The sequence below is a fragment of the Acetobacter farinalis genome, assembly GCF_011516935.1.
Lineage (GTDB): Bacteria > Pseudomonadota > Alphaproteobacteria > Acetobacterales > Acetobacteraceae > Acetobacter > Acetobacter farinalis.
This window is the reverse complement of the sequence record NZ_WOTF01000004.1, coordinates 127,044-151,729: the sequence shown is the minus strand read 5'-3', so window position 1 is coordinate 151,729 and position 24,686 is coordinate 127,044. Positions and strand designations below refer to the sequence as shown.

Below are 24,686 nucleotides of genomic sequence, written 5' to 3'. Positions count from 1 at the left end.
CCGCTGAACAGGCGAGGCGGTGGAGAAGGAGCCTGTGCGTTGAATGGTTACGCGCGGTGTATTGCGACCAACGTCTCGCAGATCACCTGAAAGACGGGCTCCGCAAGACGCTTCACGCCCCGGAACGCCAGAGTTTCCTGCACTGCTGGGTTTTTGGGGCACGGTCTTAACTTTGAGGCGTGCAAAAGACACTTTCCCAGACCACAGCTCTTGTCGGCCGTCCGGCACGGCCAGTATCATGCCCGCCATGACAGAAACACTCACCGGACCGTTCACGCTGGAGCGGGAAATCAAAAAAAGCCGGTTTCTGGCACAGGCCATGCCTGTAAAAAGCATTAAGGAAGCAGACGCTTTTATATCCGGCATTGCCGCTGCGGCACCGGAGGCCACCCATCATTGCTGGGCGTGGCAGGTCGGGCCACATTGCCGCTGCCATGATGCCGGAGAACCTTCCGGCACGGCAGGCCGCCCCATTCTGCAGATTATAACCGCGCAAAAGCTCGATCTGGTCGCAATAGTCGTCTCTCGCTGGTTTGGCGGTATCAAGCTTGGTGCGGGCGGGCTGGTGCGCGCCTATGGCGGCACTGCCGCTGAGTGCCTGCGCGAAGCCCCGAAAGAAGAGCTGATAGAGCGCATCAGGCTGCGCTTTCATTGCCCGTTTTCCCTGCTCGCCCTTATGCAGGCCAGGATGCAGGACTGGGCGGGAATAGAAATGGCTCCCCCTGATTTTGACAGCACAGGGGCGACTATCGTGCTGACTCTTCCGGCTGAGCAGCAGGAGAGCCTTACGCACCGGATTCTGGATTTAACCAGTGGTCAGGCGCACGTGAGTGTTGTGGAAGACTAGAAACCTGCGCTGCGCGCGCAGCACGCAGGCAAGCGTCCCGTCTGTCCGGGTTTAGCGGGGGGTAACCCAGCCGTTCCCTGTGGCGTCACCCATCTGGCCGGAGCCGTATGGGCCACTGGTTTCATAAGCGGAACCGTAGCGGGAGAGATCGGTGCCTGTTACGGCATCACGATGCACTTTTGCCAGATGGTCCGGGTCTGCCCCGTGGTTGAATTCCATGGACGGCGCATCCTGATAGCCCGGAGGCAGGCTACGGTGACCATGCACCGTTTTCTTCTCCGCGGATTTGCTGTTGGTGGATGAAGCCGCCCCGCCATCTCCGAAGGAAATGGAGTCATCAGGCGTCAGGGCCGGGTCCGCATGGGCAATGGAATTGCCGGCAGCCAGACCGAGGCCGAGGCAAAGCCCCATGAGCAGCATGAAAGATGGTTTACGCAGTTGCGCCATTGCGCGTCACCCCGCGAAAGAAATGAACCTTAACCTGCACTCAGAGACCTGGCGCGGGCGACAAGAGTTCAGTATCGCATCAACCTGCAAAAAAATCCAATCGGCTTTCGCGCCCCCGCTATCTCCCTCCGCCCGACCCATATCCTCTGGCAGGCTCACGCCTTCTTCCGTGCGCGCTCTGGTGCGCCCGCTGATGCGCTCTCTGGAGCGCCCTCTGGCCATCCGGTTACAGACCAGTCCGGTTTGCTGCCGCAATAGCTATACCTTCGCGACAATGGCGCCATTCCGCATACGCATTCCCTATTGCAGTCCTTAAAGAATGGCACCACGTCGGCTTAACAAAGTTTGCGTATTCTGGCAGTTTTAGACATAAAGACACCCCTGCCGGAGAAAAAACCCGGAGGAGTGCTGTTATTTTTCTCCCAGCCTTCATCCCCACCCAAGAATGAACAGACAGGATCGACCCATGAGTGCCTCGCTCAACCAGCCCCACCCGACGTCTAAAGCCTGGATGCCGGAGAGCTGGCGGTCGTTTCCGGTCCGGCAGATGCCCACCTATCCGGATCAGGAGGCTCTGAAAGCCGTTGAAGGCCGCCTGAGCTCCTACCCGCCTCTGGTGTTCGCCGGTGAAGTGCGCCGCCTGCGCGCGCAGCTTGCCAAGGCCGCCAAGGGGGAAGCCTTCGTTCTGCAGGGCGGCGCCTGTGCGGAAAGCTTTGGTGAATTCAAGGCCGATGTGGTGCGGGACACCTTCCGTGTGCTGCTGCAGATGGCTGTGGTGCTGACCTTTGGCGCAAAAGTGCCGGTTATCAAACTCGGCCGCATGGCTGGCCAGTTCGCAAAACCCCGCTCTTCCGATACGGAAACGCAAGGGGATGTCACGCTGCCGTCCTACCGCGGGGATATTATCAACGGACCGGCCTTCACCTCCGAAGCCCGTGTGCCGGACCCGCTGCGGATGGAAACCGGCTATTTCCAGTCCACCGGCATTCAGAACCTGCTGCGCGCCTTCTCACGCGGGGGCTATGCCAACCTGCATGAAGTGCACCGCTGGAACCTCGGCTTTGTGGAGCGCTCTCCGCTGGCAGACCGCTACCGCGTGATGGCCGAACGTATTGGGGAGACCCTCTCCTTCATGCAGGCCTGCGGGATTGACGCCGCCTCTGCACCGCAGGTGGATGAAACAGAATTCTACACCTCGCACGAAGCCCTGCTGCTGCCCTACGAACAGGCGCTGACACGCGTCGATTCCACCTCTGGCGAGTGGTATGACTGCTCCGCCCATTTTGTCTGGATTGGTGACCGCACCCGCCAGCCGGATGGTGCGCATGTGGAATTCCTGCGCGGGGTGCGTAACCCCATCGGCATCAAGGTCGGGCCGACAAGCCGTATTGAAGATCTGGAGCAGCTTCTGGAAATCCTGAACCCGCAGGATGAAGCCGGACGCATCACCCTGATCTCCCGCATGGGCGCGGACAAGCTCGAACAGCACCTGCCGCCGCTGATGCGCGCCGTCAAACAGACAGGCCGCACCGTGACATGGCTGACAGACCCGATGCACGGCAACACCATCTCCACCTCACAGAACGTGAAGACACGGTCCTTTGACGCCATCATGAAGGAGATCAAAGGCTTCTTTGATGTCAGCAAGGCCGAGAGCATTCATGCAGGCGGCGTGCATCTGGAAATGACCGGCCAGAACGTGACGGAATGTGTGGGTGGCGCCAACTGCCTGACGGAAGATGATCTGGGCAGCCGCTATGAAACCTTCTGTGACCCGCGCCTGAATGCCGAACAATCTCTGGAAATTGCCTTCCTGCTGGCTGAAGAACTGACAGGCAAACGCTAAGGCCCGCAGGCCGGGGGCATCACATAGCCGGGGGGTGCCTTTACCGCGCCCTCCGGACGGACCATCATCCGTGCAGCCAAAACCGGAACGGAGCGCTGAAAGCATGACGCATTCCACGATGGGCACGGATGCGCCCGGCCTGACCACCGCCTACACATCGGCCCCCCTGTCCGATGCCACCATCCACGCCCGCACGGACTCCTACTTCAATCGCACGCGGGAGATCGTCTCCCGCTTTGGCGATTGTGAGGTCACGTACGCCTTCTTCATCCGTCGCCCGGTTATTTCCGCGCCGGGGCTGATGCTGACATGGCTGAAAAACGTCATGGCGGAGCGGAACAGCCCCTATACGGTTGACCTCGTTCACCCCGAAGGAGACTGGGTGGGGGCTGGTGAGCCTCTGATGTACATCACCGGCTCCTTCAGCCATCTGGCGGACCTTGAAACGCTTCTGCTGCAAAAGCTGGGCAGCCCCTGCGTGGCGGCACACCGCGCCTACCAGATAGCCATCTCCCTGCCCAACACCAGATTTCTGGCCATGGATGCCCGCCACTGCGCCGGGTTTGAAATGCAGGAACTCATGGCCTACGCGGCCTCCGTGGGCGGTCGCGCTGCACAGCGTGATGGCGCAATCGGCTTTATCGGCACGGCGAATGATGCTGTTGCGCCGTTTTTCGAGACAGAACACGGCGCAGGCACCATGCCGCATGCGCTGATTGGCTATGCGGGCTCCACCGTCCGCGCGGCGGAAATGTTCCATGAGCTGTATCCCGAGACCAATCTGGTCGTGCTGGTGGACTATTTCGGGCAGGAAATTACGGATGCTCTGGCTGTCTGCCACCGCTTTCCCGATCTTGCCGCGCAAGGCCGTCTGGCCGTGCGGCTGGACACCCATGGCGGCCGCTTTCTGGAAGGGCTGAACCCCCAGCTTTCCTATGCTGTGCTGGACCGGCATGCCCCGGAGTCGCTCCGCCGGTACCGTTCGGATTCCGAACTGCGCTATCTGATCGGCACAGGCGTTTCCGCCGCGGCGATCTGGCGGATGCGGGATGCGCTGGATGAGGCCGGATTCCCACAGGTGAAAATCATCGCCTCCTCCGGCTTCGGCGTGACCAAATGCGCCTGCATGGCGGACGCGCGCGCACCCATTGATGTTGTCGGCACGGGCTCTTTTATTCCCGACCGATGGAACGAAACCTATGCCACAGCCGATATTGTCTCTTACAACGGCGCGGAACGTGTGAAAATCGGACGTGAATTTCTGCTCCCGTCCTGCCGCAAGGCCCAGAAAGGCAAACCTGAATGACTGACTCCACCTCTCCTGAAGACAAGACATGGCGCGTACGCATTATGGACCTGTCCGGTGGCGCGGAAGATAATATTGTTGAAGAAATCGGCGGTTTTCATGACCTGGCGCACGCAAACGCCTTCGCCCGCTGCTACGTGCGGGACAGCGTGGAACGCTGCCGGACGCCGGGCGCCTCCGCCAAGGATGTGCTGAGCACATGGCTCAGCTTCGGGGAGGATGCCGTCGTGCTGGAAGCAGGGGAAGACGGCTGGCATTCCGCCAATGAGCTGGATGATTTTGTGGCCACCCGCGCCACCCCCATGGAGCGCGACTGGCGGGCGCTGGACCCCCGCCGACTGGTGGAAGAGGAAGACGAAGGGGAAGACCTGCCCGACACCCCTGAAGACCCCGCAGCCGACTGAAAGCCCGTTTGAAACCTCCACAGCAAAGGGCTGGTATTTCCCCTCTGCCCACGGCATAGAGACCTCATGAAGCTTCGTTTTGCGCCCAGCCCCACCGGCATGCTGCATGTTGGCAATGCCCGTCTTGCTCTTGCCAATGCCCTGTTTGCCCGCCGCCACGGCGGCAGCTTTCAGCTGCGTATTGATGACACGGATACAGAACGCTCCCGTGAAAGCCATGTCGAGGCGATCCGTACCGATCTGACATGGATGGGCATTACGTGGGATGAAAGCTTCCGCCAGACCGACCGGCTGGAACGCTACGCGCAGGCCATCAAAAAGCTGAAGGCCTCTGGCCGCCTCTATCCCTGCTTTGAAAGCGAGTATGAACTCGCCGCCAAGCGGGAAACACAAATCCGCCAGCGCCGCGCCCCGGTGTATGACCGCGCCATGCTCAAACTGACACCGGAGCAGCGCGCGCAGGCTGAAGCCAATGGCAAAGTGCCTTACTGGCGCTTCAAACTATCCGATACCGTTGTCCGCTGGCGCGATCTGGTGATGGGAGACTGCCATGTCAAACTCCCCTCCGTATCTGACCCGGTTCTGGTGCGCACGGACGGCACCGTGCTCTACACGCTGGCCTCTGTGGTGGATGATCTGGAAACAGGCATCACACACATTATCCGGGGTGAAGACCATGTGACCAACACAGGCGTTCAGCTGGATATTGCGGAAGTACTGGGGGCCAGACCGGACCATTTCCGCTTTGCGCACCTGCCTCTGCTGCTGGACGAGAATGGCGGCAAGCTCTCCAAACGCTTTGATTCCCTCTCCCTGCGCACGCTGCGTCAGGATGGCATTGAACCTGAAGCCCTCACGTCCTATCTGGCGCGCCTGGGCAGTTCGGATGATCCGGTTCTGCTGCCCTTCACGGAGCAGGCTGCGGTCTATGATATCTCCCACATCTCGCGTTCCGCTGCGCGGTTTGACACGCACCAGATGCTGGGGCTGAACCACAAGCTACTGGGCCAGCTTCCCTTTGAAGCCGTGAAGGACCGCCTGCCCGAAGGCGCGACGGAAGCCTTCTGGCTGGCTGTGCGCGGCAATCTGGACATGCTCTCCGAAGCGCGCCCGTGGCTCACCGTAACCGACGGCACGCTGGTTCCCCCCGTGCAGGAAGATGAGCAGGATTTCCTGAAACTGGCGGCCGAGCTGCTGCCTGCGGAACCGTGGGACACCACAACGTGGAAAACATGGACCACCGCCCTGCGTGAGCAGACAGGCCGCTCCGGCAAGGCCCTGTTCCGCCCCCTCCGTCTGGCGCTGACGGCTGAGGAGCATGGCCCCGAACTCAGTGACCTCCTGCCACTGATTGGCCGCGCCCGCGCCCTCTCGCGGCTGGTGCCCGGAACCCTCTAGAAGACCCACTCCCCCGCCCCGGCACGGCGGGGGCCATAAGGAGGCCTGCCCCATGATGACAGACACCATGCCTCCACAGAAACCCGGCCCTGCCGATGCCCTGCTGATTATTGATGTGCAGAATGATTTTCTGCCCGGTGGCGCTCTGGCCGTGCCGGATGGCAACGCCATTCTGCCCGCCCTCCAGCATCTGGTGCGCCTGCCGTTTGGCATGATTGTCACCTCGCAGGACTGGCACCCAAGCCAGCACATTTCATTTCAGCCACAAGGCCCGTGGGTGCCGCATTGCGTTGCCCGGACAGAGGGTGCGGCTCTCGCCGCAGGACTTTCCCTGCCCGCAACGGCACAAGCCGTTTTCAAAGGCACGCTGCCGGAGCAGGACAGTTACTCCGCTTTCGGCGGGGCGGACGAGCACGGCACACCGCTGGCCACCCTTTTGCAGCGCCATTCTATAACCCGCGTTTTCCTGTGCGGACTGGCGCTGGATTACTGCGTGAAGGCCACAGCACTGGATGCACGCGCCAACGGCCTTCAGACCCTTGTCCTGATGGACGCCTGCCGTGGCATTGCGCCCGACCAGACGGAAACGCTCCAGACCCTGCGCGCTGCCGGAGTATTACTGCGCACCTCGCAACAACTCGACGGCTGAGATTTTCCGGCATCGTTTGAATTCAGGCACGCCGTGTATTCAAACGCCCTTTGACACAGCCTTGAACCCGCAGCCCGGAAATCCGCACAGCGAAGCTGCGTCTCTCAGGAAATATCTTTTCCTCCAAACACACTTTCCAGCCGTGACAGACCTTGGAACATAAGGCACTCTTGCCACCTGTTCTGATCACATCCGTGTCCGACAGTCTGGAATCCGTATGCAGCCGTCTCTCTCCCGCCGCTCTTTCGGTCTGAGCCTGTTTGGTCTGGGCCTGACTGGCCTTCCGGCTCTTCCCCGCGCAGCACAGGCTGCCTCCTCCCCCAGCATGGCCTCCCCCGTCATGACCTCGGATGTGCCGCCACCCACTCTGGAAATCCTGAAATGGGCTCCCGCCACACGCCGGGCCTTGCAAACGCTGATGGATGCACACGGCCACTATGCCGAGGGCTATGACCCCACCCAGCGCCCCTATGCAGTGATCGACTGGGATGAAAGCGCCATTGCCGGCAATGTTCAGGAAACCCTGTTCCATTACATGCTGGACCATTTCAGCTTCCTGCTCCCCGCCGCACAGTTTCAACACCTGCTGGATACAGGCATGGGAGAGACACTCCTTCCGGCTCCCTTCAGAAACATGGCCGGACACACCATCAGTTTTTCCGGGTTGAGACAGGATATTCTGGAAGATTATCAGGCACTGGCCGCCCATTACGGGCACAGGCCGCACCCGCTCCCGCATGAAGAGCTGATGGAAGATGCCGCCCTGCTGGCCTTCCGGGCCAGAATGGCCCTGTATCATCAGGCCCTGCGCGCCGCACAGGGTGAGGAGGCCGCACAGAAAATGCTGGTCCGCCTGCTGGCAGGCCAAACCATACAGGATGGTGTGGCCCTGACCCGCGCCGCCAATGAAGACGCACTTGGCCAATCCATCGGCCAGAGCACATGGAAAAGCCCGGCAAGCCGTGCAGGCCGAACCGGCCCCGTGAGCGTGACCATCACGCAGGGGCTGCGGCTGACCCCGGAAATGGCCGATCTTTTCCAGATTTTGCAGGAACAGGGCATAGACCCGGTTATCTGCACATCGTCACTGGAAGATTGCGTTGCCATTTTCGCAACATCTGCCGAATATGGCTATAATTTACCTCGGGAGCATATTCTTGGCGCACGCCTCGCCCACCATAAGGGCGTGTATAGCGCCACCGAAGATGCCAGTTCCCCTTTCCCGTTCGGCGCAGGAAAAACCGCCCTTCTCCGCGCTCATATGGCGCTTCGGAAAAAACCGCCACTGCTCGTTTTCGCGGGAGAAGACAGCTCGGCAGACCTGTTATCCGCTTTCCCGGAAACACCCTTATGCTGCCTGATCAACCGGAAATACCCAGCCGCCATGCAGCCTTTTCTACAAAAAGCCCTCAGCCAGCGCGGCACCGCCACCCCGCGTTACGTGCTGCAGGGGCGCGATGAAAACACCGGGGAATGGCGCCCGGATGAAGCCAGCATTTTTCTGGGCGAGACCACGCCGCGCCTGCCATAACATCCAGAGCCCCCAGTGCTGAGGCAAGCAAGGCTGAGGCACACAGAGCACCGGGCGTAAAAAAGGCCCGCCGGACAAACCGGCGGGCCTCTTCCTGAAAAATGCCAGTCTCTGGCAGTCTTCTTAGTTCTTGGTTTTGTCAACCAGACGGGATTTTGCAATCCACGGCATCATGCCACGCAGTTTTGCACCAACGGCTTCAATCTGGTGCGCATCATTCCGGGCGCGGGTTGCCTTGAACCCAACGTTACCGGACTGGTTTTCCAGAATGAAGTTACGGACAAACGTGCCGTTCTGGATGTCAGTCAGAATGCCTTTCATGGCCTTCTTGGTTTCCGGCGTAATCACGCGCGGGCCGGACACATATTCACCATACTCAGCCGTGTTGGAAATGGAGTAGTTCATGTTGGCGATACCGCCTTCATAAATCAGGTCCACAATCAGCTTTGTTTCGTGCAGGCACTCGAAATATGCCATTTCCGGAGCGTAACCGCCTTCAACCAGCGTTTCAAAGCCAGCGCGGATCAGCTCGACCAGACCACCACACAGAACAGCCTGTTCACCAAACAGATCGGTTTCCACTTCTTCCTTGAAGCTGGTTTCGATCACGCCGGCGCGGCCACCGCCAATAGCGGAAGCGTAGGAGAGCGCGATATCCAGAGCGGAGCCGGATTTGTCCTGCGCAATCGCGACGAGGCAGGGCACGCCGCCGCCACGCTGATATTCAGAACGCACCGTGTGGCCGGGGCCTTTGGGCGCAATCAGGAACACGTCCAGATCCGGGCGGGCTTCAATAATGCGGAAATGAATGGCCAGACCATGCGCGAACGCCAGAGCCGCACCCTGCTTCAGGTTCTTTTCCAGAGAGTCCTTGTACAGGCTGCCCTGACCTTCATCCGGTGTCAGCACCATGACAACATCGGCCCAGGCGGCTGCCTTGTCCGGTGTCATCACGGTAAAGCCGGCCTGCTGGGCCTTTTCAACAGCGGAAGAGCCTTCACGCAGGCCGATCACGATATCCTTTACGCCACTGTCTTTCAGATTGTTGGCGTGGGCATGGCCCTGGCTGCCGTATCCGATAACAGCAACTTTTTTGGATTTGATCAGATTCACATCGGAATCGCGGTCGTAATACACGCGCATTGTCATTTCTCTTTGTTCCTTATCTGTCTCTGTCAGAGCGGTTGCGCCCTGCTCTTTCACCTTCAGAGGGACTGAATCGTCTGTGGCCCACGGCAGATTGCAGCAACTCCCGTACGGGAGACCTCAACCAGCCCAAGCGGACGCATCAGTTCGATGAAACTGTCAAGTTTGTCCGTGGAGCCTGTCAGCTCAAACACGAAAGACGACGCCGTGGTATCCACCGCCCGCGCCCGGAAGGCCTGCGCAATGCGCAGCGCCTCGGTGCGGGGCTCACCGGAAGACACCACCTTGATCAGCGCCATTTCCCGCGCGACATGCGGGCCTTCCGCTGTCAGGTTCACCACGCGGGAAACCGGCACCAGACGCTCCACCTGTGCCTTGATCTGCCGGATATCGGCAGGGGTGCCGGTAGTCACGATATTCACACGGGACTGCATGCCAAGCTCATCCACCGGAGCCACGGTCAGGCTCTGGATGTTATAGCCGCGCCCGGAAAACAGGCCGACAATACGGGCCAGCGCCCCGCTTTCATTATCGACCAGAAGAGAGATGACCGCAGAGCCGGGAGTTTCCTGCTGCATTGAAAAACTTCCTGAAAACACGCCAGAACAAACCGTGCGCACGGCACGGCGGAGAAGGAAAGAAAGCCGGTTAGACGAGCATCATTCCCTCACGCGTCACCTTGGCGCCACGCTCTTCCTGTTCCGGCCCAAGGATCATCTCATTATGCGCCGCACCGGAAGGGATCATGGGGAAGCAGTTTTCCCCCTCCGTCACGCACAGGTCCACCACCACCGGGCCATCATGCGCCAGAGCCGCGCGAATGGTGTCATCCAGTTCGTCCAGACGCGTGGCACGCAGGCCCCTGGCATGGAAGCTTTCCGCCAGCTTTACAAAATCCGGCAGGGCATCACTATAGCTTTCGGAATAGCGTGAGCCGTGCAGCAGTTCCTGCCACTGGCGCACCATACCCATATAGTGATTGTTGATGATGAACAGCTTCACCGGCAGGCGATATTGCGCAATGGTGCCCAGCTCCTGAATGTTCATCAGGGTTGAGGCTTCACCCGCAATATCCAGAACCAGCGCATCCGGATGCGCGACCTGCGCGCCAACAGCGGCAGGCAGACCATACCCCATGGTGCCCAGGCCGCCCGATGTCAGCCAGCGGTTCGGCTCATCAAACCGGAAATACTGGGCCGCCCACATCTGGTGCTGCCCGACTTCGGTCGAGACATAGGTCTCGCGCTTTGTCTCACGCGCCAGTTCATAAATCCGGCGGATGGCCTGCTGGGGCTTGATAATGGCATCAGGGGCCGGGTCCTGCGAGAAACGCAGGCAGTCCAGCGCACGCCATGCCTCGATCTGCTCCCACCACGCCGCCAGTTCTGTCTGGTGCCCGTAGGCTGGCTGGCTTTCCCATTCCTCGATCATCATGGTGATGATGCGCCCGGCATCCCCCACAATGGGCTGATCCACGTGAATGATCTTGTTGATCTGGGAGGGATCAATATCCGCATGGATCTTGAAGGAGTCCGGAGAGAACGCATCAACCCGGCCCGTCACACGGTCATCAAACCGGCTGCCGAGGGCAATCAGCACATCACACCCATGTGTGGCCAGATTGGCCTCATACATGCCGTGCATGCCCAACATGCCCAGATACTGCGCATCCGAACCCGGATAGGCACCAAACCCCATGAGCGTGGAAGTGATGGGAAAGCCCGTCAGCTTCACCAGTTTGCGCAGGTTCGCACAGGCTTCAGGACCGGCATTAATCACGCCACCCCCGATATAGAACAGCGGGCGGCAGGATTTTTTCATGGCCGCCACTGCACGCTTCACGGCATCACGGTCCGGCTCAGGCATGCGTTTGGCCACACGCGCCGTGGTCTGGCTGGCCGCGGCATAAGGCGCATTCCCCACCGTGATGTTTTTCGGCAGGTCAATCAGCACCGGGCCGGGGCGGCCGGAGCGGGCAATGGCGAACGCTTCATGCACCGCAGGCGCCAGATCTTCGGGCTTGCGCACCAGATAATTGTATTTTGTCACCGGACGGGTGATGCCGGTTGTATCCGCTTCCTGAAACGCATCATTCCCGATCAGGGAAGAGGGAACCTGCCCGGCAAGGCAGACCAGCGGAATGGAATCCATCAGGGCATCCAGCAGGCCAGTAACCGCATTGGTCGCGCCGGGACCGCTGGTGACGAGCACAACCCCCACCTTCCCGGTGGAGCGGGCATAGGCTTCCGCCGCATGCACGGCGGCCTGCTCATGCCGCACCAGAATATGCCGGATGCGGTTCTGGCGGAACAGGGCATCATAAATCGGCAGCACGGCACCGCCGGGGTAGCCGAAAATAACCTCCACACCCTGCTCATCAAGCGCGCGCATAAGAACTTCCGCACCCGAAAGGGTCTGCGGTTTCTGTGCATCGGGTGCTGAAGAGGCGGTTTGCGGCGTCATTTTATCCTGATCTCCCATGAGAGGGCTGGGCCGCATCTTTAGGGAACCTGATGCGCATCGTCAATCCCGGAAAGAATAAAAGAAATAATTTCATCCAACTTTCTTTCCGAAAATTTCCCAAACGCTGACGCGCAGATATCAAGATCGTATGTCAGCCCCTCTTCCGCCAGCGCATGATGCGCAAACCAGGTCGCCTGACGCCGCGTGTAACGGCCGGTTGCAAGGATTGCGAGACGTGTGGCGTCCTCAACGGACATCTCCCCGCGCAGCACGGCCGCAAGCTCAGGCACACCGTGGGCACGCATGGCAGGCAAGGCAGGGTCCAGCTTTTGTGCCAGCAGCGCCTGCACCTCTTCCATCGCCCCCTGCGCCAGCATGGCTTCAAACCGGGCGGCGATTCTGGCGCGCAGGTCCGGCCGGGGGGGCAGCAGGCGCACGGCCACAAACCGGCACGGGGCCGGAGGCAGCCCCGGCTGCGCCTGCCACCATGCCAGACTGCGGCCCGTGCCACGCCAGACTTCCCACGCCCGTGAAACACGCTGCGAATCAACCGGCTGCAGCCGCGCCGCCATTTCAGGATCAACCTCCGCCAGCCGGGCATGCAGCGCAGGCGCGCCCTCCTCCGCCACCAGCGCGCGCGCCTCTGCACGGGCCTCCTCCCCGCATTCGGGAATTTCCGCCAGACCATCGGTCAGGGCACGCAGATACATGCCTGTCCCGCCGCACAGAATAGGCAGGCGGCCTGTGGCCCATGCCTCCTCCATCGCGGCCAGAGCCTGTGTGCGCCACCAGGCCACGCTGCCTTTTTCAGAGGCCGGCAGCACGCCATACAGCCGGTGCGGCGCGGCCTGCTCATCCGCCTCGTCCGGGCGGGCGGTCAGCACACGCAGGTCCGTGTACACCTGCATGGAATCCGCATTGATAATGGTCCCGCCAAACCGCTGCGCCAGAGTCAGCGCGAGAGCCGATTTCCCCGAGCAGGTCGGCCCCGCGATAATCAGTGCTGCGGGTCTGGTTCGCTGGTCTTCCGCTTGCTTCATGCGGGCATTCCTGTCACACACCGATGTGAAATGATGAGCCATGTCCTGACACTTGTCGCACAGCGCGACACCACCACTCTTGATAGCACCACCATCGCCCTGGCGCGTGATACGCTGGATGGCGCACGGGATATAACCGTTCTCTCACCGGAAGAAGCGGTGGATATTCCCTGCCCCGCCACGGCGCATGCACGCCTGCCTGCCCTGCATGCCGCACTGGAAGGCCGGGCGATTGATGCGGTCCTGACACATCAGGACGGCCGACGCAAACGCCTGCTGGTGTCGGACATGGACAGCACCATTGTGGCGAACGAAACGCTGGATGATCTGGCCGCCCATGCCGGGCTTGGCGAAAAAATTGCCGCCATTACCGCCCGCTCCATGAATGGTGAACTGGATTTTGCCACGGCCCTGCGGGAGCGCGTGGCACTGCTGGCGGGTTTTCCGTCTTCCCTGCTGGAAAAGGCCTGGAAAGACGTGACCCTGAATGACGGGGCGAGGGAACTGGTGCAGACCATGCGCGCCCATGGGGCCTACACGGCCCTTGTCTCCGGCGGCTTCACATTTTTCACCTCCCGCGTGGCGGACCTGTGCGGCTTTGATGAAGACCACGCGAACACGCTGCTGCTGGATGATGCGCAAACCAGCCTGACGGGCGAGACAGGCCACCCGGTTCTGGGGCCGAACACCAAGCTGGCCCTTCTGGAAAGTCTGGCCTTCGCGCACGGCATTCCGCTGGCGGAGACCGTGGCCATCGGAGATGGCGCCAATGACCTGCCAATGCTGAAAAAAGCCGGTCTCGGGCTGGCCTTCCATGCCAAACCCATTGTGCGGCAGAGTGTGCCTGCCCAGATCAACCGGACATCGCTCAGAACAGCCCTGTTCGTACAAGGCTACCCGGCCTCCGTTTTTTCAGGCAGTTAAAGCCGAACCCCGGCACGGAAGGAGGAAGACCACACCATGCAGCTTGACCCGCGTGATCTCTCTTCCTTTCCCATTGCCCGCACGCTTATGGTTGTGCTGGGCTGTGGCCTGCTGGCTTACTGCTTTCACTATTATCTGCTTCTGCCGCCAGACTCACCCGAGCATGTGATGCGACACATCGCCGCACTTATTGTCGGCACACTCATTCTGCTGGGCACGATCTGGGTGTAAGACGCAGCGTCAAACACCAGCACGGAGCTTCCGGCTGAGTGTCTGGCGCGATCTTTCCGGCCTCTGCCATCAGCAGGGCCATCAGAAAGAAGAAAGGCTCAGGCCTTCTTCACAAATTCGGATTTCAGGTTCATCGCCCCGATCCCAGGGATCTTGCAGGCAATATCATGCCCGTCTCCGCCGTCGGTCAGGCGGATGCCCTTGACCTTCGTCCCGCCCTTGACCACCAGGGAAGAGCCTTTGACCTTCAGATCCTTGATCACGGTCACGGTATCCCCATCAGCCAGCACATTGCCATTGGCATCGCGGATTTCCGCAGCACCTTCAGCGCTCCCTTCCGCCGTCTGATCCTGCTGGCTCCATTCATGCCCGCATTCCGGACAAATCCACATCGCCCCATCCTGATAGGCATAGGTGGAACCGCATTTTGAGCACGTCACGTCACTCTCCATTCTCACTCTCCTCTCTCGATCTCGTCACCAGAACGTAGCCGTCAGGCTTTTACTGCGTGTCGGATGTTCTGCCGGTCCAGAGCCAGAGAACAAGCGGCGGCACAAAAAAATACAGGGCCACAGCCACAATCAGCAGCCGCAACGCAAACAGCAGGTCGGTATGCAGAACGTTGTGGCAGAAAACATTGGCCAGCCCCAGCATGATCACCACGCACACAAACCCGCCAAGATTTGCCAGAAAAGACCGTCCGGCATTGATCTGTACAAGCTTCCTGAAGATGGCGCTTTCCTGCTTGTTCCGGTTGTTCATGACGTTCCCCATCGCTCTGCGGCTGACTAACCCAAAACAGCCTCTTAAGCGCCTGCCGCCGGGAAGTCACTCACCGATCCTGAATAACAGACCCTAAAACCCGAGCCTGCGGTGCATTTCCGCCACCAGTTCCGGTGTATCGTCCAGCGGGCTCACGGCCCAGGGGGCCAGTGCGTTTGCCGCCCCGCCTGCATCCAGAAGGCGGATACGCCCCGCAGCCTCCAGCCCCTGCAAGAAGCTGGTAATCCGGCGGGAGCGCCCCGGCAGCGGAAACACGGAAACACAGGCGGACCCGGCCACGGCCTCTGAAACCATGGAGACACTATCCATTGTCACCACCAGACTATCCGCGCAGGCCACCAGCCCCCTATAGGGATTTTCACCCTCACCGTTCCACACGCTGCCGCCTGCGGCTTCCACCAGATCTGTCAGCACCCGCAGCGCCTCCGGGTCTGTCCGGCGGGAGGGGGTGACAATCAGGCTGCCGCCCTGCTCCGCCACGGCCCGCGCCAGCAGCGTGCCCAGCGCATGAGCTTCCCGCACACCAAACCTGAAGCGCCCGTTGGAGCCCCCCACCAGCCCGGCAATAAGCGGGCGGGGAAGGTCTGCAAAGCGCGGCATCCAGACCGCGCGCGCCTCAGCCAGCACCTCCGGTGTCAGCCCGTGCAGGGCCGTGCGCCCAAGCAGCACGTTCGGGCCGGAAATCTCATCATGCTGGCAGGCCACAATCAGGTCGAACCGCGCCAGAGACTGGCGCGGGTTCTGAACCTGCACCACAGGCCGCCCCGGCGCACGCAGGGCAGCGCCTACCGCCCCGCCCTTCCCGCCAATGCTGATCACCACATCCGCCTGCGCCAGATCACGCCCGCCCGCGAGCGACACCCCGGACACCCCCCGCAGGAACGGTCTGGCAAGGACTGAAGGGCCAGCCAGCGCCAGCCGGGCCAGCCGACCGGGGCTTACCGCCTCAAAATGGCTCTCCCACCCCGCGCGGCCCGCCAGCCCCAGCGCCTGAGAACGCATTCCGGCAAAATCCTCCCCCACCACCAGTGCGGAGACAGGGTTTGAACCCGGCACCTTTCCGGCATATACGTCTTCAGCCATCAGGCTCTCCCGCTTTTCATGCGCTGTTGCTGCCCCTTTTGTCCGCAGGTGGGGTCTGGCACAAAGCAGCATGATGCAAGGCAGTGTTTCAACCCCGGTCAGGACGGATACCAGACAGCATGTCCAACAGCTTTGAGGCAATGGGCCTTCTGCCGTCTTTGTGCACATGGGCCGCACAGGCAGGCATGAATGAGCCAACGCCTATTCAGGAGGCGGCCATCCCCGCGGCCCTCGCCCGGAAAGACATTCTGGCCATTGCCCCGACCGGCACGGGTAAAACCGCCGCCTATGCCCTGCCCATGCTGCAACAGCTTCTGGAGAGCACGCGCGCGCAGGATGTGCTGGTAGTGGTCCCCACCCGGGAGCTGGCTTTGCAGACCGCGCGTGTTTTCAGAACCTGTCTGGGCCAGAGCGCTGACAACTCCCGCCAGAAAGCGGGCAGCGTGGCCATTATCGCGCTCTATGGCGGCGCAGACCGGGCGCATCAGGCCGAGCGCCTGCAGCATGACGGCCCACGGGTACTGATTGCCACCCCCGGCCGCCTTCTGGATTTTGCCAATGGTGGGGAAATCCAGCTTGCCGACTGCACCCGCGTGGTGCTCGATGAGGGAGACCGCCTGTTCTCCCCGGAATTCTTTGAAGAAAGCGCCGCCATTATCAGCCTGCTGCCCCCTGTTCGGCAGACCCTGTTTTTCTCCGCAACGCTGCCCGCCGCCCTGAAGCAGACGGTGCAGCAACTGCTGCGGCGGCCAGAGGAAATCCGGATCACACCCGCGCCGGAAAAACGCGGGCCCATCCGTCAGGCCGCCCTGTTCATCGAACCCGCGCAGAAAACCGGCTTCCTGCGCCAGTTCTTCATGCGTAACCAGACAAACCGCGCGATTGTTTTCGTCAAAACCAAAGCAGAAGCAGACCAGCTTGCCGCAACGCTCAAAAAAGCCCGCGTGCAGGCCGCCCCGCTCCATGCCGACCTCTCGCAGACCCAGCGGACAGCCACCGTCAGCAGTTTTACGGCGGGTAAAATTCTGGTGCTGGTCGCGACTGATATTGCCGCCCGCGGGCTGGACCTGCCCTCCGTGCAGACTGTGATCAATTACGATCCGCCCGATCAACCCGAAGCGTATCTGCACCGCATTGGCCGCACAGGCCGCGGCGGCCAGACCGGCTCCGCCCTTACGCTGTGTTCTGCGGCGGAACGCCCGAAACTCCGGCAGATCGAACTGGGGGCCTCGGTCCGCCTGCGCATCCTCTCGCAGGAGCAGGCAATGCCCGATGCCCCTCCCGCCAGACAGGCCGCCCGCCCTGCCCGTGGCGAAAAACCTGCGCCCACCCGCCCGGGCCGCTCTTGAACCCCGGCGGAAAAGAGTGAACGATATCTCCCATGATCTGCACGAAGAACGCCCGATGACCACGCACCAGACCGGCCCAGCTTCCGGCCCTTCCGCTGCTCCTGTTTCTGGTGCTGCCCCCGGCCCCGTTCACATCTACGTCTGCCATCATGCTGCGGGTTTCACATTTGAAGATGAGGTTTTCCGCCCCATTCAGGTCGGGCGGGCCATAGCCAGAACGCCCCTGCCCATGCAGGGGGATGACACGGGTGACAATATTTCCGCCAAAAACCGGGAATATTGTGAACTGACAGCACTCTACTGGGCCTGGAAAAACGATACGGACGCCGCATGGATTGGCCTCATGCACTACCGGCGGTTTCTGGATTTTGCCCGCACGAACCGCAAGACAGACCAGTTCGGCTGTATCCCCATCGCGCAGATGACCCCGCAGACCCTTGCGGACATGGGCCTCAATGCCGCCACCGTGCAAAAGACGCTTGAAGCCGCACCGTCCGCCTGCGCCATTCTTCCCAAAAAATGGTCTGTGCGTGGACTTGGCTATTCCACCCTGCATCAGCACTACGTCAGGGCGGATCATCATTTCGAGCATGATCTTGCCCTGACGCGCTCTGTTATTGCTGACCTGTACCCGGATGACCTGCCTGCGTTTGACGCCGTTATGGCTGCGGAAGAAGGCTATTTCACCAATGTTTTCGTGTTCCGGCGGGACCTGTTCGACAGCTACTGCCAGTGGCTGTTCTCCATTCTTGCCGCCGTGGAGCAGAAAGCCGATCTGACCAATTACTCCGCACAGGCCCGCCGGATTTATGGATATCTGGGGGAACGACTGTTCAATATTTTCATGGCCTCCCCCCATGTCCCGCAGTCAGGCGTGCTTGAACTGACACGCTGCTTTTACGAAAGCACACAAACCGGCACGGCAGCCGCTCTCCCCAGCAGCCCGCCCGCGCCGGTTGCCGGTGCCGTGACCATCGTGACCGCTGCGGATGAAAATTTCGTGCCGCATCTGGCGGCCCTGCTAGAATCCATCAAGGCGTCCTTCAATCCGGACCGGTTTCTGGACCTGATCGTGCTGGATGGCGGCATTCCCGCCCTCAAGCAGGGGGTGCTGAAGCGCCAGTTCCACACCAACCTGCCCGCCAGCAAGGGACGCCTGACCTTTCTGGACTGCCAGCATATGTATCGCGGCATCAGCACGCATATGCATTTTTCTCCCGCCACGTTCTATCGGCTCTCCATCGGCCAGATTCTGCCCCACCACCGGCGCGCGCTCTATATTGACTGTGACACCATCGTGCTGGCCGACCTCTGCCCGCTGTGGGACACCCCCCTGAACGGCGCCATCATCGGGGCCACGCCGGACCTGATCATGAAAAACTTCGTGCAGGCGGGCATCCGCTCCATGGAAGAAACCGGCGCGCTGCCCGCCGCACGCTATCTGAGCGAGTATCTGGGGCTGGGAGAAAAGGGCGATTCCTATTTTCAGGCAGGGGTCATCCTGTTTGACCTTGATGCCTTCCGCGCCGCAGATTTGTCCGATACCGCCATCAAGGACCTCAGCAGCAAACGCTACTGGTTCCTTGATCAGGATATTCTGAACAAATATCTGATCGGCAAGGTCAGGATGCTGGATACATCCTGGAACTGCGTGAACAGTATCCGTGATATCTTCCCGCACCTGAATGCCGAATGGCGCGCCAAGGTTCTGGAAGATCTGAAAGACCCCAAAATCGTGCATTACGCCGGGTATGAGGCAAAACCCTGGAACAACCGCAATGCGCCGCTTGGCTTCTTTTACTGGTTCTTCCTGCGCAAAACCTTCTGGTATGAGGCTGTCTTCCATGGCTGCGTTGCACCGGGGGATGAACCCGCCCCCTATCAGCACAGCCTGACGCGCCGCGTGCTCACACGCGGCTGGCACCTGATGCCCCGCCCCCTGCGCCGCCCTTTGTCCGGCGTTGCCTCCCGCCTCAAGAACGTCCTTTAGGCTCACACGCATGTCCCTACCCCCCGCCACACCAGTCGGACACGCTCTCCCCACGGTGGCGGCTGTCATTGTCACCTGCAACCGGCTGGAGATGCTGCAAAAGGTTCTGGATCACACGCTGGCGCAAGCCTTTGCCGCCGTTGTGGTGGTCAACAATGCCAGCACGGATGGCACAGCCGCATGGCTGGAAACCTGCACGGACCCACGGCTGCACTGCCTGCATGAAACCGTAAACAGTGGCGGCGCAGGCGGGTTTGCGCGCGGTATGGACTATGCCGCGCGACAGACAGGCTGTGACTGGCTGGTCTGTTTTGACGATGATTCCTGGCCACACCCCGAAGCCCTCAGCACATTTCAGGCCCTGCGCCTGCCTCCCGCCGTGGGCGGCGTGGCGGCGGCGGTCTATTTCCCCAGCGGGGCGGTGTGTGACATGAACCGCCCCGGCATCAACCCCTTTGCCAGCGCCGGAAAATTTTTCAGCCTGCTCAGGCAGCGCACATATTCCTTCGGCATAGACCCGGCCCGCTACACGCAGAGCACGCCTCTTCCGGTTGATTATGCCTCCTTCGTCGGGTTTTTCGTGCGGGCCGAACTGGTGCGCGGGCCACTGGGCCTGCCGCAGACGGATCTGTTCATCTATGCGGATGACATCCTCTACGCATGGAAGCTTCGGTGTCTGGGCCTGGCACTTCTGTTCGTGCCGGACATTCACTTCATTCATGACTGCAAGACGACCGTCAGCTTCATGAACAACCGCTGGAAGATGTATTACATCGTCAGAAACCGGATTCTTTTTTACAAAAAAATCTCCGGGCGAGTCTTCCCTCTGTTCCTGCCGCTTCTGCTGCTCAGCATCCTGAAGCTCTACCGCCGGAACAAGGACCTTGCCTGTATCCGCGCCCTTGTACTGGCAGCCGTGCGGGATGGTTTGCGGAGCGATACCAGCCGCACGCATGCCAATGTTGTGGCTCTCGCCGAAAAGTCCTGAAGCATATGGGATTGCAGCATGCGTCAGGGGGGATAATACTTCTCTCTGCCATGCTGTGTCTCTCTCTTCCCTCGGGCGGGACTCTCCGCCCCTCCTCCTGCGCACGCCCTGCCGCCCCTCCCCGCACGGCATGCGCAGGATATGCGTGTGACACCGGGAAGAGTCACCGCGCCAGCCTGCGCCTCTGGGGCTCCTCATGAGTTGCGCGTCCCGCCGCCAGGCCGCGCATCAGGGACGCATTCGCCTTCGTACCCTTTCTGAAACACTTCCGCCCCCGCAGCAGCCCCTGCCACGGTTTGACATCATCCTCCCTCCGCCTGACCTCGGCCCCTGGCAGGATGGAAATTGCGGCATTCCCGGTGTGTACCATTTTGAAGCCTCCCGGCCCGGCCCGCATGTGGCCATCACGGCGCTGATGCACGGTAACGAATACACCGGAGCCTGCGCCCTGATTGCGCTGCTCAGGCAGAACATCCGCCCGCAGCGGGGCCGCCTCAGCCTGATTTTCCTCAATCTGGACGCGTTCGCGCAGTTCAATCCGGCCCGCCCCACCCTCTCACGTTTTATTGAAGAGGATATGAACCGCCTGTGGGCGCCGGAACTGATCGCCTCCTCCCATACGTCTTGCGAGATGGCGCGTGTGCGGACGGTGGCGCCGGTGATTGAAACGGTTGATGCCCTTCTGGACCTGCATTCCATGCTCTGGCCCGCAGACCCGCTTTTTCTGAGCAGCATGACAGAAAAAAACCGGGCGCTGGCCTGCACCCTCTCGGCTTTCCAGCCCCGCCCGCCTCTGGTGGTGCAGGATGGCGGGCATCAGGATGGCCCCCGGCTGATTGATTACGTGCGCTTTGCCTCCAACCGCACCACGGCCAAGGCCTGCCTGCTGGAAACCGGGCAACACTGGCAGCCCGAAGCTGCCGACCTTGCGCTGAACATCAGCCTGACCTTTCTGGAGCAGATGGGCACACTCGCCCCGGCCACGGCGCGCACACCCTGCCGCCAGAAAATCAGACAGGTTACGGTGACAGACACGGTGCCAGCCCTCACGTCACGTTTTGTGTTTGTCAAAACATTCCGCAGTGGCGATGTGATTAAAAAAGCGGGGACATTACTGGCATTTGACGGCTCTGAAGAAATCAGAACCCCTTATGAAAACTGCCTGCTGGTCATGCCCAACCTCAGGCCGATGCGCGGGCACACAGCCGTCAGGCTGGCCCGCTACACCTGACTTCCCCTGAAGGCCGGGCAAAAAGCCCAGCCCCCGGAGCGTGAGTCTCTTAGCGGTTATAGATAGGGAAGCGGGCGCACAGAGCACGCACGCGGTCATGCACGGCACTTTCCACTGCGGCATCACCTTCCCCACCGGATGCGGCGAGTGCGGTCAGCACATCATCAATCATTTCACCAATCTGGCGGAATTCCGCTTCACGGAACCCACGTGCCGTTGCCGCCGGGCTGCCCAGACGCACACCGGAGGTGATGGCCGGCTTTTCCGGGTCAAACGGAATGGCGTTCTTGTTGGCGGTAATCCCGGCGCGTTCCAGAGCGTGCTCGGCCGCTTTGCCGGTCACGTTCTTGGGCCGCAGGTCAACCAGCAGCAGGTGAGAATCGGTGCCACCGGTTACAATGTCAAACCCACGTTCCACCAGAACTTCAGCCAGAACATTGGCGTTTTTCTGAACCGCCTTCTGGTATTCCTTGAATTCCGGCTGAAGGGCTTCACCAAATGCAACGGCCTTTCCGGCAATCACATGCATCAGCGGGCCACCCTGCAGGCCGGGGAACACTGCGGAATTGATCTTCTTGGCCAGAGCTTCATCATTGGTCAGGATGAGGCCGCCACGCGGGCCACGCAGCGTTTTATGCGTGGTGGATGTCACCACATGCGCATGCTCGAGCGGATTCGGATACAGGCCAGCGGCCACCAGACCGGCAAAATGCGCCATATCGACCATCAGGAACGCGCCAACTTCATCCGCAATGCGACGGAAGCGGGCAAAGTCGATAATACGCGGATAGGCAGAGCCACCGGCCACAATCAGGGTCGGCTTCGTCTCACGGGCCAGACGCTCCATTTCCTCATAGTCCAGCAGGCCATCTTCTTTCCGCACACCATACTGCACGGCGTTGAACCATTTGCCGGAATAGTTGGGCGCGGCCCCGTGAGTCAGATGCCCGCCAGCAGCAAGGCTCATGCCCAGAATAGTGTCACCCGGCTTGGAGAGCGCCATGAAGGCGGCCTGATTGGCATTGGCGCCGGAGTGCGGCTGCACGTTGGCAAACCCGGCACCGAACAGGGTTTTGACGCGCTCAATGGCAAGTGTCTCGACTTTGTCGACCTCTGAGCACCCGCCGTAGTAGCGTCGGCCGGGATACCCTTCCGCATATTTGTTGGTCAGCACGCTGCCCTGTGCCTGCAGCACGGCTTCGGACACCATGTTTTCGCTGGCGATCAGTTCAATGCCGTCCTGCTGCCGCACAAGCTCGCTGGCAAGCGCTGCGGCTACATCCGGATCCGTCTTTGTAACCGGCGCATGAAAGAAACGATCCAGATCCGTCTGACTCATCAGGAGCTCCATAAATTCATCTCGTTTAAACGGCCCATATCCCGACCTGAAGGAGCCGGACCGTTCATTACGTTTAAAACACATCTTGCTAAGAGCGGCACTCTAGCCTCTCTATGGGACGAAGACCACCAATTGCTCTATACGTGGTTTCATTCACGGTCGAGACAGGAGAGAAAAGTCGATGATGCAAAGGCCTGGACATTCCGCAGCGTCATTTTTTACGCGCTGCATGCCTTTGGACAAGCTGGAAACTTCTCAGGGCCTCAAGCGCGTTCTCGGTCCTGGCAGTCTTGTCGCCCTTGGCGTGGGGGCCACCATTGGCGCCGGCCTTTTTTCACTGACAGGAATCGCAGCCTCGGAAAATGCCGGGCCTGCCGTGATCCTCTCGTTCCTGATTGCCGCCGTCGCGTGTGGATTCGCAGGTCTGTGCTACAGTGAACTTGCCAGCATGATCCCCATTGCGGGCAGCGCCTACACCTACGCCTATGTCACGCTGGGTGAACTGATGGCCTGGGTCATCGGGTGGGATCTGGTGCTGGAATACGCGGTCGGGGCGGCCACAGTGGCGGTAAGCTGGTCCCGCTATGTTGTCTCGCTACTGGATTCGTGGGGGCTTGTCCTTCCACCCCGCCTGACAGCCTCCCCTTTTGAAACCGTTCAGATGCCCGATGGCAGCCTGACAGCGGGGCTCATGAACCTGCCTGCAGTTTTCATCATCGCGCTTGTCTCCCTGATTCTCATCCGCGGCATTTCGCAGTCCGCCCGCGTGAATGCAGTCATCGTCGTCATCAAGCTTCTGGTGATTGCCGCCTTCATCGGGTTCGGAATTTCCTACATCAACCCCGGCAACTATCACCCCTTCATTCCGCCGAATGATGGCACGTTCGGGCATTATGGCTTCTCCGGCATCATGCGCGCCGCAGGCACCATCTTCTTTGCCTATGTAGGGTTTGATGCCGTCTCCACCACGGCGCAGGAAACCAAAAATCCCGCGCGGGATATGCCTATCGGCATTCTGGGCAGCCTTCTGGTCTGCTCTTTGGCCTATATCGCCTTCTCCTTCGTCATGACCGGTCTGGTCAATTACAAGGACATGCTGGGCGATGCCGCACCCGTTGCCACCGCCATTAACCGCACGCCTTACCACTGGCTGCAACTGGCCGTGAAAATCGGGATTATCTGCGGGTTTACCTCCGTTCTCATGGGCATGCTTCTCGGCCAGAGCCGGGTGTTTTTCGCCATGTCGCGGGATGGCCTGCTGCCGCCCATGTTCAGCCGCACACACCCCAAGTTCCAGACCCCCTGGCTGTCCAACATCTTCTTCATGATCATCACCTGCCTGCTCAGCGCCTTCCTGCCCATTTCCGATCTCGGGCACATGACCTCCATCGGCACCCTGCTGGCCTTTGTGCTGGTCTGCGCTGGCGTGATGGTCCTGCGCCGCAAATCCCCCGATGCGCCCCGCGCCTTTCGTGTGCCGGGTGGGGATATCATTCCGATTCTGGGTATTCTCAGCTGCTCCGCCGTGATGATCTCTCTCGATAAGCTGACATGGATCCGTCTTATCGTCTGGCTGGCCATCGGCATGGCAATCTATCTGGGCTATGGCCGCCACCGCAGCGTTCTGGCGCGCTCCTGACCCCTGCGCGCATGGGGTTGCATAACACGGGAAGCGGAGCATACTCCCTTCC

At 60.7% G+C, this 24,686-nt stretch carries 23 protein-coding genes; 14 read left to right on the top strand and 9 right to left on the bottom strand.

The genetic code is table 11. The annotated features are described in order from the left end of the window. Positions 1 to 247: 247 nt before the first annotated feature. Entirely contained in the window at positions 248 to 847 is a 600-nt protein-coding gene (locus GOB82_RS06785; protein WP_166121518.1) for an IMPACT family protein, read from the top strand. A gap of 51 nt (positions 848 to 898) precedes the next feature. Here GOB82_RS06785 and GOB82_RS06780 read toward each other — a convergent pair whose 3' ends face one another. Next, positions 899 to 1,294 (bottom strand): hypothetical protein, encoded by a 396-nt coding sequence (locus GOB82_RS06780; RefSeq protein WP_166121421.1) that lies wholly within the window; start codon positions 1,292 to 1,294, stop codon positions 899 to 901. Positions 1,295 to 1,760: 466 nt separating this feature from the next. Here GOB82_RS06780 and GOB82_RS06775 point away from each other — a divergent pair, with 466 nt between their 5' ends. The 6 genes from GOB82_RS06775 (at position 1,761) to GOB82_RS06750 (ending at position 8,428) form a co-directional block, all read left to right on the top strand. Continuing rightward, positions 1,761 to 3,140, top strand: coding sequence for a class II 3-deoxy-7-phosphoheptulonate synthase (locus GOB82_RS06775; RefSeq protein WP_166121419.1), 1,380 nt, complete (start codon positions 1,761 to 1,763; stop codon positions 3,138 to 3,140). Between the two features lie 103 nt (positions 3,141 to 3,243). Then, positions 3,244 to 4,446, top strand: coding sequence for a beta/alpha barrel domain-containing protein (locus GOB82_RS06770; protein WP_194300401.1), 1,203 nt, complete (start codon positions 3,244 to 3,246; stop codon positions 4,444 to 4,446). Beyond that, entirely contained in the window at positions 4,443 to 4,850 is a 408-nt protein-coding gene (locus tag GOB82_RS06765; protein WP_166121417.1) for a hypothetical protein, read from the top strand. Before GOB82_RS06770 ends, GOB82_RS06765 begins: the two co-directional genes overlap by 4 nt. Before the next feature lie 66 nt (positions 4,851 to 4,916). Next, positions 4,917 to 6,248, top strand: coding sequence for a glutamate--tRNA ligase (gene gltX, locus GOB82_RS06760; protein WP_166121415.1), 1,332 nt, complete (start codon positions 4,917 to 4,919; stop codon positions 6,246 to 6,248). Positions 6,249 to 6,300: 52 nt separating this feature from the next. Continuing rightward, positions 6,301 to 6,897 carry a nicotinamidase gene (locus GOB82_RS06755; RefSeq protein WP_166121413.1) on the top strand — a complete coding sequence of 199 codons (597 nt, stop codon included), beginning with the start codon at positions 6,301 to 6,303 and terminating at the stop codon, positions 6,895 to 6,897. 217 nt (positions 6,898 to 7,114) lie between these two features. After that, positions 7,115 to 8,428, top strand: coding sequence for an HAD family hydrolase (locus GOB82_RS06750; RefSeq protein ID WP_166121411.1), 1,314 nt, complete (start codon positions 7,115 to 7,117; stop codon positions 8,426 to 8,428). 123 nt (positions 8,429 to 8,551) lie between these two features. On the opposite strand, the gene ilvC is transcribed toward GOB82_RS06750, so the two are convergent. The 4 genes from ilvC to miaA form a co-directional block, all read right to left on the bottom strand. Continuing rightward, positions 8,552 to 9,607, bottom strand: coding sequence for a ketol-acid reductoisomerase (gene ilvC / locus GOB82_RS06745; RefSeq protein WP_265794438.1), 1,056 nt, complete (start codon positions 9,605 to 9,607; stop codon positions 8,552 to 8,554). Positions 9,608 to 9,633: 26 nt separating this feature from the next. Further along, complete coding sequence (gene ilvN / locus GOB82_RS06740) at positions 9,634 to 10,152, bottom strand: acetolactate synthase small subunit (RefSeq protein WP_166121407.1); 519 nt, start codon at positions 10,150 to 10,152, stop codon at positions 9,634 to 9,636. A gap of 70 nt (positions 10,153 to 10,222) precedes the next feature. Next, entirely contained in the window at positions 10,223 to 12,037 is a 1,815-nt protein-coding gene (gene ilvB / locus GOB82_RS06735; protein ID WP_377792260.1) for a biosynthetic-type acetolactate synthase large subunit, read from the bottom strand. Positions 12,038 to 12,075: 38 nt separating this feature from the next. Continuing rightward, positions 12,076 to 13,077 carry a tRNA (adenosine(37)-N6)-dimethylallyltransferase MiaA gene (miaA, locus tag GOB82_RS06730; RefSeq protein WP_166121403.1) on the bottom strand — a complete coding sequence of 334 codons (1,002 nt, stop codon included), beginning with the start codon at positions 13,075 to 13,077 and terminating at the stop codon, positions 12,076 to 12,078. Between the two features lie 30 nt (positions 13,078 to 13,107). Between miaA and serB the strand changes: the two genes are divergently transcribed. Then, complete coding sequence (gene serB / locus GOB82_RS06725) at positions 13,108 to 14,001, top strand: phosphoserine phosphatase SerB (RefSeq protein WP_166121401.1); 894 nt, start codon at positions 13,108 to 13,110, stop codon at positions 13,999 to 14,001. Positions 14,002 to 14,037: 36 nt separating this feature from the next. Continuing rightward, positions 14,038 to 14,232, top strand: a complete 195-nt coding sequence (locus GOB82_RS06720; RefSeq protein ID WP_166121398.1) for a hypothetical protein — start codon at positions 14,038 to 14,040, stop codon at positions 14,230 to 14,232. A gap of 98 nt (positions 14,233 to 14,330) precedes the next feature. Here the strand turns inward: GOB82_RS06720 and GOB82_RS06715 are convergent, their stop codons facing one another. The 3 genes from GOB82_RS06715 to GOB82_RS06705 form a co-directional block, all read right to left on the bottom strand. Then, positions 14,331 to 14,684 carry a zinc ribbon domain-containing protein YjdM gene (locus GOB82_RS06715; RefSeq protein ID WP_166121396.1) on the bottom strand — a complete coding sequence of 118 codons (354 nt, stop codon included), beginning with the start codon at positions 14,682 to 14,684 and terminating at the stop codon, positions 14,331 to 14,333. A gap of 49 nt (positions 14,685 to 14,733) precedes the next feature. After that, positions 14,734 to 14,994, bottom strand: coding sequence for a hypothetical protein (locus GOB82_RS06710; RefSeq protein ID WP_166121394.1), 261 nt, complete (start codon positions 14,992 to 14,994; stop codon positions 14,734 to 14,736). 93 nt (positions 14,995 to 15,087) lie between these two features. Beyond that, complete coding sequence (locus tag GOB82_RS06705) at positions 15,088 to 16,098, bottom strand: mitochondrial fission ELM1 family protein (protein ID WP_166121392.1); 1,011 nt, start codon at positions 16,096 to 16,098, stop codon at positions 15,088 to 15,090. A 119-nt stretch (positions 16,099 to 16,217) separates the two neighbouring features. Here GOB82_RS06705 and GOB82_RS06700 point away from each other — a divergent pair, with 119 nt between their 5' ends. The 4 genes from GOB82_RS06700 to GOB82_RS06685 all read left to right on the top strand — a co-directional run bounded on the left by GOB82_RS06700 (position 16,218) and on the right by GOB82_RS06685 (position 21,656). Then, positions 16,218 to 17,447 carry a DEAD/DEAH box helicase gene (locus GOB82_RS06700; protein ID WP_166121390.1) on the top strand — a complete coding sequence of 410 codons (1,230 nt, stop codon included), beginning with the start codon at positions 16,218 to 16,220 and terminating at the stop codon, positions 17,445 to 17,447. Then, on the top strand, positions 17,371 to 19,437 hold the full coding sequence (locus tag GOB82_RS06695) for a DUF4422 domain-containing protein (RefSeq protein WP_166121388.1): 2,067 nt from the start codon (positions 17,371 to 17,373) through the stop codon (positions 19,435 to 19,437). Before GOB82_RS06700 ends, GOB82_RS06695 begins: the two co-directional genes overlap by 77 nt. A gap of 10 nt (positions 19,438 to 19,447) precedes the next feature. Continuing rightward, positions 19,448 to 20,425: a glycosyltransferase gene (locus tag GOB82_RS06690; RefSeq protein WP_166121386.1), complete on the top strand. Its 978-nt coding sequence runs from the start codon at positions 19,448 to 19,450 to the stop codon at positions 20,423 to 20,425. Between the two features lie 196 nt (positions 20,426 to 20,621). Continuing rightward, positions 20,622 to 21,656, top strand: coding sequence for a M14 family metallopeptidase (locus tag GOB82_RS06685; RefSeq protein ID WP_166121384.1), 1,035 nt, complete (start codon positions 20,622 to 20,624; stop codon positions 21,654 to 21,656). A 49-nt stretch (positions 21,657 to 21,705) separates the two neighbouring features. Here the strand turns inward: GOB82_RS06685 and glyA are convergent, their stop codons facing one another. After that, a complete protein-coding gene (glyA, locus tag GOB82_RS06680; protein ID WP_166121382.1) occupies positions 21,706 to 22,995 on the bottom strand; it encodes a serine hydroxymethyltransferase in 1,290 nt (429 codons plus the stop codon). A 181-nt stretch (positions 22,996 to 23,176) separates the two neighbouring features. Between glyA and GOB82_RS06675 the strand changes: the two genes are divergently transcribed. Further along, positions 23,177 to 24,634, top strand: coding sequence for an amino acid permease (locus tag GOB82_RS06675; RefSeq protein WP_166121380.1), 1,458 nt, complete (start codon positions 23,177 to 23,179; stop codon positions 24,632 to 24,634). Positions 24,635 to 24,686 lie beyond the last annotated feature (52 nt).

Coding starts and splice junctions, on each gene's coding strand:
- GOB82_RS06785 (WP_166121518.1), top strand. CDS start 248: ATGACAGAAACACTCACCGGACCGTTCACGCTGGAGCGGGAAATCAAA.
- GOB82_RS06780 (WP_166121421.1), bottom strand. CDS start 1,294: ATGGCGCAACTGCGTAAACCATCTTTCATGCTGCTCATGGGGCTTTGC.
- GOB82_RS06775 (WP_166121419.1), top strand. CDS start 1,761: ATGAGTGCCTCGCTCAACCAGCCCCACCCGACGTCTAAAGCCTGGATG.
- GOB82_RS06770 (WP_194300401.1), top strand. CDS start 3,244: ATGACGCATTCCACGATGGGCACGGATGCGCCCGGCCTGACCACCGCC.
- GOB82_RS06765 (WP_166121417.1), top strand. CDS start 4,443: ATGACTGACTCCACCTCTCCTGAAGACAAGACATGGCGCGTACGCATT.
- gltX (WP_166121415.1), top strand. CDS start 4,917: ATGAAGCTTCGTTTTGCGCCCAGCCCCACCGGCATGCTGCATGTTGGC.
- GOB82_RS06755 (WP_166121413.1), top strand. CDS start 6,301: ATGATGACAGACACCATGCCTCCACAGAAACCCGGCCCTGCCGATGCC.
- GOB82_RS06750 (WP_166121411.1), top strand. CDS start 7,115: ATGCAGCCGTCTCTCTCCCGCCGCTCTTTCGGTCTGAGCCTGTTTGGT.
- ilvN (WP_166121407.1), bottom strand. CDS start 10,152: ATGCAGCAGGAAACTCCCGGCTCTGCGGTCATCTCTCTTCTGGTCGAT.
- ilvB (WP_377792260.1), bottom strand. CDS start 12,037: ATGACGCCGCAAACCGCCTCTTCAGCACCCGATGCACAGAAACCGCAG.
- miaA (WP_166121403.1), bottom strand. CDS start 13,077: ATGAAGCAAGCGGAAGACCAGCGAACCAGACCCGCAGCACTGATTATC.
- serB (WP_166121401.1), top strand. CDS start 13,108: ATGATGAGCCATGTCCTGACACTTGTCGCACAGCGCGACACCACCACT.
- GOB82_RS06720 (WP_166121398.1), top strand. CDS start 14,038: ATGCAGCTTGACCCGCGTGATCTCTCTTCCTTTCCCATTGCCCGCACG.
- GOB82_RS06715 (WP_166121396.1), bottom strand. CDS start 14,684: ATGGAGAGTGACGTGACGTGCTCAAAATGCGGTTCCACCTATGCCTAT.
- GOB82_RS06710 (WP_166121394.1), bottom strand. CDS start 14,994: ATGAACAACCGGAACAAGCAGGAAAGCGCCATCTTCAGGAAGCTTGTA.
- GOB82_RS06705 (WP_166121392.1), bottom strand. CDS start 16,098: ATGGCTGAAGACGTATATGCCGGAAAGGTGCCGGGTTCAAACCCTGTC.
- GOB82_RS06700 (WP_166121390.1), top strand. CDS start 16,218: ATGTCCAACAGCTTTGAGGCAATGGGCCTTCTGCCGTCTTTGTGCACA.
- GOB82_RS06695 (WP_166121388.1), top strand. CDS start 17,371: ATGCCCCTCCCGCCAGACAGGCCGCCCGCCCTGCCCGTGGCGAAAAAC.
- GOB82_RS06690 (WP_166121386.1), top strand. CDS start 19,448: ATGTCCCTACCCCCCGCCACACCAGTCGGACACGCTCTCCCCACGGTG.
- GOB82_RS06685 (WP_166121384.1), top strand. CDS start 20,622: ATGAGTTGCGCGTCCCGCCGCCAGGCCGCGCATCAGGGACGCATTCGC.
- glyA (WP_166121382.1), bottom strand. CDS start 22,995: ATGAGTCAGACGGATCTGGATCGTTTCTTTCATGCGCCGGTTACAAAG.
- GOB82_RS06675 (WP_166121380.1), top strand. CDS start 23,177: ATGATGCAAAGGCCTGGACATTCCGCAGCGTCATTTTTTACGCGCTGC.